The organism is Mesorhizobium sp. M1078, from assembly GCF_040318615.1.
Classification (GTDB): domain Bacteria; phylum Pseudomonadota; class Alphaproteobacteria; order Rhizobiales; family Rhizobiaceae; genus Mesorhizobium.
Window position 1 is genome coordinate 13,033 of sequence record NZ_JAMYMP010000022.1, and the last position, 12,105, is coordinate 25,137.

A 12,105-nucleotide genomic window follows, 5' to 3' on the forward strand; every position below is an offset into this window, starting at 1 on the left:
TTTGTCTGCACATCGTTTTTCCAGGAGGTTGCCTCCGGGTCCAGGAGGGTCTGGCGGGCAAGCTTCTGATTTTGCTGCTGGTTCATCGGAGGCCGCTTGCAGGATGACGAATTCACGCCGAAGCTCGGCAAAATTGGCTCGCGCGGCTCGAAGGCGGGCAAACGCTACGCTGGCCAGGTGCAGGCCGCGATCAACCGAGCAGGCGGCAGGAGCGGACGCGGCAGCCGCTTCATCGGAAGCCGGGTGGGGCGCGGCGGGGCCGCTGCCGCCGTTCTTAGAGCGCGCGACCGCGACGCGGCGTTTCGGCAGCGGCGCGCAGTCGTCAAGGCACGCATCGTCAAGCTGGCCGGCAAGGGAGCCGACGGGGCTCGTGCGCACCTCCGCTACCTCCAGCGCGACGGCGTCACCCGGGAAGGCGAGCGTGGCGAGCTCTACGCTGCCGACAATGACCGCGCGGACGGCAGGGCCTTTCTCGATCGCGCGAACGGTGACCGTCATCAGTTCCGCTTCATCGTCGCCCCTGAAGACGGTATCGAGTATGATGACCTGAAGCCGCTCACCCGGCGCCTCATGGCGCAAATGGAAGAAGACCTCGGCACCACGCTAGACTGGGTGGCCGTCGACCATTTCAACACCGGCCATCCCCACACCCACATCATCGTGCGCGGCAGGGATGATCACGGCGAAAACCTCGTCATAGCGCGTGACTACATCTCCTCTGGCTTGCGCGAGCGCGCAGCCGAACTGGTTAGCCTCGACCTTGGCCCGCGCACCGACCGCGAGATCGAGCAGCGCTTGCGCCAGGAGATGGATCAGGAACGCTTCACCAGCATCGACCGGCAGCTGATGCGCATGCGCGACGATGAGGGGTGTGTCTCACTGGCCAGCCGACACACCTTTCGCCAGACGCTGCACCAGGGCCGCCTGCGCAAGCTCGAGCGGATGGGCCTCGCCGGGGAGATGCCTGCCGGTCGCTGGCGCCTGGAGGATGAGCTCGAAGCCACGCTACGCCGCATCGGCGCGCGCGGCGATATCGTCAAGACCATCCATCGCGAGCTGACCGGCAAGGGGCTCGTCCGCAGTGCCGCCGACCATCTTATCCACGATCGATCCGACGGGTCGGCTCAAACCGTGGTCGGACGTGTCGTCGGGCGCGGGCTGGCCGACGAAATCACTGACCGCCATTACCTCGTCGTCGACGGCGTGGACGGCAAAAGCCACTATTTTGATATCGGCAAAGGCGAGGCCACCCAACCGACACCAGAGGGCTGCATAGTGCGGGTCAGGCCGAGGGACACCGGGCCAAGAAAAGTCGACCGCACAATTGCCGGCATCGCCACGGTCAACGACGGGCGCTACAGCATCGATATCCATCTCAAGCATGACCCCTCGGCCACCGAACGCTTTGCCGAAACGCACGTGCGGCGACTGGAGGCGATCCGCCGTGCGACCGGTGGCGTCGAGCGCGAGCCGGACGGCACATGGACAGTCGCGCCCGACCATCTCAACCGCGTTGCGGATTACGAGCGTCAGCGAGCGAGGGCCCAGCCTGTTGTCGTCGACAAGCTCTCATCAATGCCGCTGGAGAGCCAAGTAGGCTTCGACGGCGCCACCTGGATCGACCAGGAGCTGGTATCAGCCCACCCTGAGTCCTTGCGCGACTCTGGCTTCGGTCGCGAAGTACGTCAGATCCAGGCCCGCCGACAGCAGTGGCTGATCGCGCAAGGTCTTGCCCATGATGCGCAGGATCGGGTCATCTATCGCGCCAACATGCTTTCAATGCTGCGCCAACGAGAGCTGAACCGTGTTGCCAGTCAGCTCTCGGACGAACTCGGGCTCTCGTATTCTGAAGCGCAGCATGGCAATCGAATAGACGGAACGCTGCGCTGCTGCGTCGAGCTCGCCGACGGAAAATACGGTGTCATCGAGAAATCGCGCGAGTTCACGCTGGTGCCTTGGCGGCCGGTGCTTGAGCATCAAATCGGCAAGGAGGTGTCTGGCGTGGTGCGCGCCGAGGGGATTTCCTGGATGATCGGACGCCAGAGGAGCGGGCCCGGCGTTTCGTGAACTGGCTATAATTTATTTGTCTGCGTTGAAACACATACTCAGCCCAGACGGAGTTCCTCCGCCTGCTGCTTGCTGGCAGCATTCATTTGGCGGAGAGTCTGTGTTCTGCATTTTGTAGTTCGCTCTGTCAAAAAGCGCTGGGAATATGCACCATGTTCTGCGTTGACACGGAAGGCGCGCCGACAGGTGCTGCGGATCGGCTCCCGATGCGCTGCCAGCTAGAAAGGTGGGCTGACTCGTGACAGCGCAAGGGGCTCTGGCGGCCGCGGTACGGCGACGCGAGTTCTGGCATCGAGGATGAAGCCGCACTTCCCGATCTTATTCTACTCGCAGGACCGGCAGACGCGGCGGTCGCCCGTGCGAGCATGCTGTTGGCCCTGGCGTGAACTGGCAGTCCGTCCCGGGGGACTTTGTAACGGAGAAAACTAGGCGGAAAGAGGCGCGCGGCCCGTCTCCCCAGCAACCCGACTTGCGGATCCTCCTCTGCCCGCTTCACAGACGGGGATACCCTCCGCCCCCTCGCTATTCGTTGCCCGCCGCTATGCAAAGGACAGGCGACCTGAATCCGTGCTCAAGCCGATCTGGCGGCAGAGAGGGGGGTCTCGGGCTGAACATGGGACCCGTGATGGACATAATTGCCACGCGAATCCTCATGTTCGCCTAACCGGCCGGAACGATTTGCAATCCGGGCAGGCAAATTAAGGAGTAGCTCGTTCCGTTTGCAAGCCCAGACAAGTCTTGGTTTTCTCACGGGCGCGATACAAAAGGCACAGGCTGGACTTGGCTGCCGGGGGCGGGGCTTGTCGACCGCTCGATTGAAAGTGAGATGCGAGGCGGAGAATCACCCATGTGCAGAGCGGCAAGGCGCTCGCCTATGTCCCTGTCATTCACCGTTAGTCGATGGTTTAGACGAAGATAGTCCGTCCATGTCGGCGTGCGGAATGTCTCGGTCCAAAGCGTCGACTTCTGAAGGTCTCGCTGGAGGGTCCAGTCCCGCGCACCGGCGCGGCTCTGAACGCGCCGCCTTTCGCGCATGCAGCTCAGAAATTCATCGATACTCTCCTCGAGTATCGAGTACTCCACCTTGATCACGATCGGACCGCTCCTGGGCTTCAAAGGGAGGGCCAGTTCTGGTGGCCTGAAGTCGACGGCCGCTTGATCCGATTCCTCCCATAGCCGCACCGGCAATAGCTTTCCCACAGCCGCGCCCAGCAACAGTGCCGCTGCAGCACCTTCCAAAGCCCACGTCAGCGAATAGTACTGCGCGACAGCACCCCAGATCCAGCTACCCGCTGCCATGCCGCCGTAGGTCAGGGCGTAATAAATGGACAGGGTGCGACCAACGACCCACCTTGGGCTTGCCAACTGCACACACACGTCGGTTCCGGTCCAGGTGACAACCCAGCCAGCGCCACCGATTGCAAGCGCGATCGCCGCCACAGCCACCGACGATGTGAGGGCCATCAAAAGGCAGCACGTTGCGCAAGCAACGGATGCGAGCGTGATCAATCGGTTCTGGGACGTGATGCGTCTCAAGTAGCTGCTGCCAATGCCGGCGATGAAGGCGCCTGTGCCGAAGCCGGCCAATAGCACGCCGTACACAATTGGCCCTCCCGCCAGTTGGTCGCGAACCAGGAGGGGGAGCAAAGCAAGGATCGAGATGCTTGATAGCCCGAACAGGGTTGCACGCACGATCGCCACTCTGATCTCTGAGGATATCGCCGTGAATCGCATGCCATCATGAATGGCCGTAGTCATCCGCTCGCGCGGAAGAGGCGAAGAGCGAACTTGCCACTGTGAGCGCAAAACAGCGCTCAACGGGACCAGGTCACTTAGCGCAGCGAGGGCGAAAGCCGTAAGGGGGCCCAGCAAAGCTAAGATTACACCGCCCAGCGCCGGTCCTATGCTCCGAACCACGTTGTACCCCACCGACATCAGCGTCACTGCAGCGGGTATGTCGCGCTTTTCCAGGATATCGCCGACCGAGGCGTGCCAGGCTGGATCGTTCAAGGCAAAGCCGCATCCGGCCAAGAAACTCAGTCCCAGGATCAGCCATGGACTAGCAAAGCCCAGTCCCACAGAGAGTGCCAGCGCCGTGGATGCCAGTGCGATCAGGCAGTGTCCGGCAAGCATCACGCCACGGCGGCTGAAGCTGTCTGCAATGGCTCCAGCAAGGATCGACAGGAAGAACGCGGGCAGTGTCGATGCAGCCTGTACGAGCGCAACCATCAGATCGGAGGCTGAAATCGTGGCCATGAGCCAGCTTATAGCCACGCTCTGCACCAGCCAGCCAAGGCTGGATATCTGCGTGGCTGTCCAGATAGAACGAAAGACCGGGTTGTGAAGAGGGATCAGTGTGTTTGCCGCAAAGCGCGGAGGATCTTGACGCCGCATCACTTCTCGCCTCCACTGGGTGTCGTTCTTCCGCTCATTTGCTTGCAGCGGTGCGGCTCTGTGCACTGACTGCGTCACAACGAAGTTCCGAGATCGCGCTCGCAACAAGGACAATGTGGCATCCACGGTGCTGATGCGCGTTGAGGTACCAACCTGGCCGTTAGCTGATGGGTCCCGCAGCCCGCTTGGTGCGGTCAGTTCTGCCCTGCGACTCTTGGCTTTGGACGGTGCTAGCGCCCCGATGGCCGGCTTGTCAAACTGCCGTAGTGCCAGCACATCCATCCCATCTGTTGAACGCGATCTCCGACGAGGTCGAGCAGCAGTAGGTCAACGGCAAATCTGGGTATTTCCGCTTCCGGTCGAGCGCGTGGCCATCGTCCAGAAACCCGAAGACGTTCATCACCCATGCGACCACGCGCCCGAGACGATGCGACACGGCGATAGCGGTTCACCAGAGGACGTGCGTTCTACTCAGCAGGAACATTGTTCTGCCGATCGTCGGCTGCGCCAGCCGCCACATAAAGCGGCGCCAGAGTCTTGCACCCGTCATTGGACTCCCGCTTTGCAGGTTTCGCCTAGGGCCTGCATCAGGTCATCGATAATGTCCTGAGGATGTTCAAGCCCTACAGAAATTCGCAGCAATCCACCTGGCGCTTTGGACTTCGCACCTTCAACGGATGCGCGATGCTCAATCAGAGAATGCGTCCCGCCAAGGCTTGTCGCCCGGACAACAATCTTCAGGCGGCCGGCCACGGCCATTGCAGCATCGGCTCCGCCCTCGACGATAAAAGATAGCATCGCTCCGTAATGGCTCATTTGCCGCGTAGCAAGATCGTGTCCCGGATCAGTTTGCAGACCAGGAAAGAGCACTTTTTCGACGCGGGGATGAGACGCCAGGGCCTCGGCCACTTTCTGGGCGCCTTCGCAATGGGCGCGCATGCGGACCGGCAATGTCTGCAGACCCCGCAACGCCAGCCAACAGTCGAAGGGCGCTGCGACGCTGCCCTTGTGTTTCTGGACCATCCGCAATGGGCGACCGAGGGGTGACGCGTTTGGGACAATGACGACACCGGCCATCAAATCCGAGTGGCCGCCAATGTACTTTGTCGCCGAGTGCATCACCGCGTCTGCCCCGATTTCGAGTGGCAGTTGAAGCACTGGGGTGGCCCACGTATTGTCCACCACCGCCAAGGCGTTTGCCTCGTGCGCGATTGCGCAGATGGCCGCAATGTCGACAACGCGGATCATCGGGTTTGACGGCGTCTCGATCCAGACGAGGCCAGTCCGCTTCGATGTCACCGCGGCGCGCAAAGCGTCCAAATCGCGCATGTCGACTGGGGCAAAGTCGAAGCGAGACCCAATGTCGGTCTCTTCGATCAGCGAACGAATGCCGAAATACATGTCATCCGGCAGAACGATCCGACCCGCCGACGGATGGCTCTCGAATACTGCAGCGATTGCGGCCATGCCCGAAGCGAAGGCGATGCCGTCTTCCCCTCCCTCAAGCGTCGCCATGGCCGCCTCGAACGCATTGCGTGTAGGATTTCCATCCCTTGTGTATTCGAAGCCGGACGGAAATGACCCGTTGACACCGCGTTCGAACGTCGTGCTGGTATGCAGCGGCATGGATACGGCCCCCGTGGACGCGTCGACCCCTCGGCCGCAGTGGATCGCCTTCGTCTCAAAACGCATCGGTCATTTCCTTCCTAACGGGCAGTTGCAATTTCGGCCTGGTCATTATACTGACCACAATAGGTGAGCCGAGGTCCTAAGTCAATATAATGACCGATGTTACGACAGCGATGGGTTCCGAGCAGGTGCTTGGCAAAGCTATAGCGGTTCGAATCCGAGACTTGAGGCGCGACCAAAATCTGACCCTGGATCGACTGGCAAAACTGAGCGGCTTGTCCAAAGGAACCGTCGTCTCGCTGGAGCAAGGCAAGGCGAACCCTAGTATCGGCATACTTTGCCGACTGGCGGCGGCGTTTTCGCTCTCCGTGGCCGATTTGCTGAATGACGAGGCTTCCACAGTTCGCCTTCCTATTGAGCGGACAGAGACAAGGACACTTTGGACAAGCGCCAAGGGAAGCTTTGCACAACTTCATTCATCGACCTCGGGGCGCACGATGTTCGAATTGTGGAGCTGGGTCATTATGCCGGGCGACGTGTTTTCCGCGGACGCTCATAGTCCGGATACGCGCGAGCTGATCTCGGTCAGTCAGGGTGCCCTGAGCGTTGTGGTAGGTGCCCATGTGGTAATATTAAGCGAAGGCGAGAGTGCGCGGCTTGTCACTGATCAACCGCACGCATACGCGGCGGCATCTGATGTGCCCGCCCACTTCACGATGGCGGTGCTTGAGCGTAGTGGACACCGAGATCCGGGGCACTCGTCGACGGCAGCGAAGATTCAGGGGCCCGTTCCGTAAGATTTCGCCGATCACTAACAGCCGCCATTCACGACAGGAGATTTAGCGTTGTACGTTCCGCCACATTTTGCCGTCCCCGATCAGAACGCCCTGTTCGAGCTTATCGAGAGACACCCGCTCGGTATCCTGGTCACCCACAGCAAAGGCATCCTCGACGCGAACCACGTCCCCTTTGAGCTCGACCGCTCGAAGGGAGACAAGGGCGTCCTCAATTGCCATGTTGCCCGCAAGAATCCAGTCTGGGAGGAAGTCGCCAATGGCGATGAGGTTCTCGTAATCTTCCGTGCGGCCGACGCTTACATCTCGCCGAACTGGTATCCAAGCAAGCATGAATTCCACAAGCAGGTGCCGACGTGGAACTATCTCGTCGTCCATGCCCACGGACGCATCACTGTCCGGGATGATGAGCGGTATGTGCGCCGCAACGTGGCGAAGCTCACTCATATGCAAGAAACCTCCCAGCCGGTCCCATGGAAGATGGGCGACGCGCCGAGGGACTTCATCGACACGATGGTCAAGGCAATCGTCGCCCTGGAGATCGAGATCACCGGCCTGGTTGGAAAATCAAAACTCAGCCAGAACAAAGAGGTGCGCGACATTCAGAACCCTGGTGAAATGCTGCGTGCCCAAGGGGCCATTGCGATGGGAGAAGCGATGCTCGCGGCTGCGGCGGCCAAATCCCAATAGCATGGTCTTGTCCCGACAAAGCCGCTGGTGCCGGCCTCCGACGGGTCACCTAGCCCGCCTTGACGCACGGCAATAGCTTTTGACGGCCTGAAGCGACGCTGTGGTCACCGTTGTGATACTCCACGCGCCTGGTCAGGCGGCAGGATTGCTCCGTCGTGGCCGACGGGTTCGTTTCAGTCGCCGGCGCCCCGTTGTATGTCGGCGACCACCCGCTACCGGTCTTGAATGAGGCGCAATCGCACGCATTTCGAAGCCACGTACCTTGGGCGGCAAGCTCGACCATGCACTCGACGCAGCTCCCAAGTGGCGGCGCCGTCAACGATCTCCTTGAACCTGCGGAACTTGCCCGAAAGCACTTCTCTTACGGGAGATGATTGGCTTTGTCGCCGAACCGACTGATGGTGGCGGCGCCGCCGTAGCGATCAGACCCGCCTTGCAGCGCAATGGCTACCCGGGCGCGACCGGGAGATGCGGGCGGGACTGTGGAGCTGCGGAGACGGAGCGGATCGGCATGGAGCCGTGACCGCTTGCGATCTGGCTCTGGAACGAGTTAACGAAGCGCGGACTTCCGATCGTGTCAAGCGCCGCCCTCTCGATGATGCCGGACAAATCGGGCCGCCGCGAGCGGCGGGCCTTGCTCAGATCGGACGGACCGGATGGTTTAAGCAGGTTCGCATCAAGAGCCACGGCACCTGTGTCGTGCGGGTGCTGCTGTCGGCACGCGACCTTCTCGTCAGCCTAGTAGGCAAAATCGAGAACAGATGCCTGGGCTTCCTTAGGCCTTCGGCGTCATATTCGGCAAGAAGATCGATGCCCAGGTGATCCTACACATGCTCAGGATACAGGCGACGCAGGTCTACCATGATCCGCTGCGAGCCGGCATCAACGAAGTGCATGAACTGTCGAAGACACATGAAGCGATCGCCAGGGCCTAGACCGAGATCCAGCACCGCATGCTGACACACTACCAGCCGCTGTATTTTCCCGAGATCGATCGCTTCCGGGGGAACAGCCGCAGCGATCGGTTCTTTGCCTTCCTCCATGCCTTTCCGACCCCAGCAAGCTTCACGGCGCTGACGAAGGAGGAGTTTGTGGCAGCAGCTTGGGATGCCGTCGGCCGCAAGGTCAGCAAGACACAGATTCTGACGATGTTTTCGAGACGGCGCGCCCATCGATCGGATTGCCGCTGCCACTGGATGACTTGATGCGCCTGCCATTCGCATGTTCCAGATGGTCATTGACGAAGCACGCAGCCTGATCCGGCACCGCAATGAGATCGAAGCACAGGCCGACGATCTGCTGCGGCACAGCCAGGATTATCAGCTCCTGCGACAAATCCCGGGCATCGGACCGATCGAGGCATTGACCGTCGTTGCCGAAGCCGGCGATCTTCGCCGCTTAGGTCATCATCGCCAGTTTCTAAAGTTTTGCGGGCTGGACCTCTCGACACAGAAGTCCGGTGAGGCCAGACCCGCCTTTCCAACCCAGGCACACGACCCATTCAATAGCATTCCTAAGCATACTGACCAGGGCGACCTCGACCCCCCTAATCACAGCGGTGAGCTCGCAGGCGGGATCGATGAACACTATTGATTGGCCGAGCTTGAGCGGCATCTCTATCACATTGATAGCCTGTTAGGCTGGTCCGGCGTTTTATCGGACCCATGATCCATCCGAGCAGCTTGTGAGGGATGCAGCCGAACCAGGCGCTGCTCCCACAGTCTTCGCAGGTCCTCCAGCAGAGCTTCATGCTTAGCCTTATCCGGCGCAATTATATTGAGGTGATCGCTTAACACGGCTTCGCCCTCAATCCGCATCAGCAGATTAAACAGGTCGTTTGAAATTCGCACACTGTCAATGCTGGAGTGGTTCGGAATAATCTCGCAGACAGTCTCCTGATGATCTCGCGCTGTGTAAGCACGGGTTTGATGGAGGGAGACTGAGGGAGGCAATGAAATCGCAAGCGCAGTCCAATCCTGCAGCGTTGCAGCCCGTTTTTTTACCAGGAAGGGCCCGACCACAAGTCCATCCAGCTCTGTCGTCAAAAATGTGGCAATCGCGTCTGCAACCGTATCCACGATCGGTTCAGCATTGTTGTTAAAGGACGTATTGAGCAGAATTGGAGTGCCTGTCCGCTTCTTGAACGCATTGATGACCTCCCAGTAAGCGGGGTTGGCATCGCGCGATACTGTTTGCAGCCGAGCCGTACCGTCGACGTGCGTAATGGCACCCAACAAGGCGCGCTTTGAGTCACGCACGCGAACGACGAAATTCATGAATGGAAATTCGTGCTTACCGTCCGGGAGGTCGAAAAATTCGCTCGCATCCTCTTCCAGCACAGATGGTGCGAAAGGCCTATAGCCTTCGCGCTTCTTGACCATGGCATTGATCCGGTCCTTGTTTGCAGCGGGCCGAGGGTCGGCAAGAATGCTGCGGTTGCCCAGCGCACGTGGCCCAAACTCCGAACGACCCTGCACCCAGCCGATCACGGCGCCGTTGGTGATCCAGTGGGCTGCACTGCTCGCTACGTCATAAGAGCGTTCAACCTCGAGATGTCCGGACCATGCATTCAGTTCCTGTTCCACGGCGCGGTCGCTCCCGAGATCAGGACCCCAATAGACCTCCTGCAGTCGCTCACGCGGCGCGGGGCGGCCCATCTCGTTAGAGACTATCAGCGCAGCTCCCAACGCGCAGCCAGCGTCGTGAGACGCGGGTTGCACGAAGATGTCTTCGAAAAGCCCTGAATACAGCAGCTTGCCGTTCATCGTGCAGTTGTGGGCTACCCCTCCCGCCAGACACAACCGCTTCATGCCGGTGGCCTCACGGTGGTGCCGGAGAATGTGGAACACGATCCGCTCAAGCGCTTCCTGCAGTGACGCACTCACATCTCGATGCTGCTGGGTGAAAGGCATTCCCTTTCGCCTGATCTCGATGTTGCGGAGCAACGCCGGACCGATGCGGTCGAGGTGAACACGGTAGCCACCGTTGGCGGAGAGCTCGTAGAACTGCTCGAAGAGCTCGCGATAGGGAGCGGGGTCGCCATAGGGCGCGAGTCCCATTACCTTATACTCGTCGAACATGCCGTAGCCGAGACAGCGGATCGTCTCGAGATAAAACAGCCCAAGAGAATTGTCCTCCGGGAAAGCCTCGATTTGCGTAATTTCTGTGCCAGACCCTACCGCCACAAGGCCCGACAGGAAATCACCACAGCCATCAATCGCTAGAATGAGACTTTGTTCGAAGCCCGACATTGCAAAGGCGCTCACGGCGTGCGCCTGATGATGACCTACGAATGAAATACGCGAACTGTCCAACTTAGTGCCGAACTCACGCGCTAACAGGTTCTGCACCAACATTTTAGCATCCAACGGAGTGGAGAGAATGTCCGGTTGGGAAGCGGACATACCTTCAAGCATGGCGTTGGCATAGGGCTCGCTGGCGTAGACCGCGACACGATCAATGTCGCTGAGCTGAACCCCGGCCGTCGAGAGACAGTATTGAATCGAACCACTTGGCAGCTTGTTCGAGTGCTTGATTCGATTGAGGCGTTCCTCTTCTACGGCGGCTATCACCTTTCCGTCTCGGACGAGCACCGCGGCGCCGTCGTGCATAAAGGCGTTCGGACGTTCGAATCGGTTTTCATGGACTTGGTCAAGTCCGCCGCTGATTCCTAGGCACAGCATTTCTTTCTCCAGATAGTAACGGGGAAGCCAAATTGGCTTACCTCGACTGTTTCCAACTAAATAGGCCGTGTTGTCGCCTGCAGCTGCGACCGCCCGTCAGGCATCAGCGGCATCGAAGAAAGCCTCATAAACGATCAATGAGATGCTTCGACTGTGACGCCTACAGTGCCATCACGCCGAGAGCTTGGCTGGATCATCCAATCCTGAGCGGCTGCTGACATGTATCCGGCGATGTCGTTTTCATCGGCAGAACCAACTTGCGATGCCGCCTGTTCTTGGGAAGGGCGGCCGTCGACGAATAACAGTACCGCCCCCGTGAACTGGCCCGATTTCATTCTCCGAAGCGACCATGGTCGCACCGCCCGACTTTGTCGGCCAGTTGCAACTCACTTTCTCGGCACGACCTCCACTGCACGTCAGGGCGCATCGAAGATTTTCTCCTTTGGATTATTCCTAAGGCAGCTTTCGTCACGCGATAGAGCAGCGTGTGATTGGTGCGTGAGGCTCTTTTTTGTCCATGCACGATTCCGGAAGAGTGATGAAATCGATTGTTTTGATCAAAGTCATCCACGCTATAAATAACAGCCGCAGCACATGCGTTTTCAAAGCGCTTCAGGCTTCCCGGATGGCTACTCCGATGTGAAGCGCATGGCATTCCAAGCGCTCTGTCAACCAAACGACGAGTATCGGCGTCGACCCTCATTGCCTTCGTCTTCGCGACTCCGTGACAGCGGCTGGCATTGTGTTTGTAGGGCATCGGGCGAAGATCATGTCGATCGGCCATCTCGCCTGCCTATCGGCAAACCCTTGAACAATGATCCACGCACCAGCGCGATTGTGATCACGAG

At 59.7% G+C, this 12,105-nt stretch carries 6 protein-coding genes and 1 pseudogene; 4 read left to right on the forward strand and 3 right to left on the reverse strand.

Annotated features, from left to right (window positions below; genetic code table 11):
- Nucleotides 1-96 precede the first annotated feature (96 nt).
- On the forward strand, nt 97-2,067 hold the full coding sequence (gene rlxS, locus NKH38_RS23670; protein WP_352763719.1) for a relaxase/mobilization nuclease RlxS: 1,971 nt from the start codon (nt 97-99) through the stop codon (nt 2,065-2,067).
- Nucleotides 2,068-2,814: 747 nt separating this feature from the next.
- On the opposite strand, the gene NKH38_RS23675 is transcribed toward rlxS, so the two are convergent.
- The gene (locus NKH38_RS23675) at nt 2,815-4,461 is read right to left on the reverse strand and encodes an MFS transporter (RefSeq protein ID WP_023689403.1); all 1,647 of its coding nucleotides are present in this window, start codon (nt 4,459-4,461) and stop codon (nt 2,815-2,817) included.
- Between the two features lie 546 nt (nt 4,462-5,007).
- Nucleotides 5,008-6,153, reverse strand: coding sequence for a trans-sulfuration enzyme family protein (locus NKH38_RS23680; RefSeq protein ID WP_023740430.1), 1,146 nt, complete (start codon nt 6,151-6,153; stop codon nt 5,008-5,010).
- 89 nt (nt 6,154-6,242) lie between these two features.
- Between NKH38_RS23680 and NKH38_RS23685 the strand changes: the two genes are divergently transcribed.
- From NKH38_RS23685 to NKH38_RS23695, 3 genes and pseudogenes are all read left to right on the forward strand, one after another.
- The gene (locus tag NKH38_RS23685; RefSeq protein WP_023729032.1) at nt 6,243-6,887 is read left to right on the forward strand and encodes a helix-turn-helix domain-containing protein; all 645 of its coding nucleotides are present in this window, start codon (nt 6,243-6,245) and stop codon (nt 6,885-6,887) included.
- 48 nt (nt 6,888-6,935) lie between these two features.
- On the forward strand, nt 6,936-7,574 hold the full coding sequence (locus NKH38_RS23690) for an FMN-binding negative transcriptional regulator (protein WP_023729033.1): 639 nt from the start codon (nt 6,936-6,938) through the stop codon (nt 7,572-7,574).
- An 809-nt stretch (nt 7,575-8,383) separates the two neighbouring features.
- Nucleotides 8,384-9,044 (forward strand): annotated as a pseudogene (locus NKH38_RS23695) (transposase); the annotation flags it as partial.
- 149 nt (nt 9,045-9,193) lie between these two features.
- On the opposite strand, the gene NKH38_RS23700 reads toward NKH38_RS23695, so the two are convergent.
- Nucleotides 9,194-11,257, reverse strand: a complete 2,064-nt coding sequence (locus NKH38_RS23700) for a carbamoyltransferase family protein (protein WP_023689396.1) — start codon at nt 11,255-11,257, stop codon at nt 9,194-9,196.
- Nucleotides 11,258-12,105: the final 848 nt, after the last annotated feature.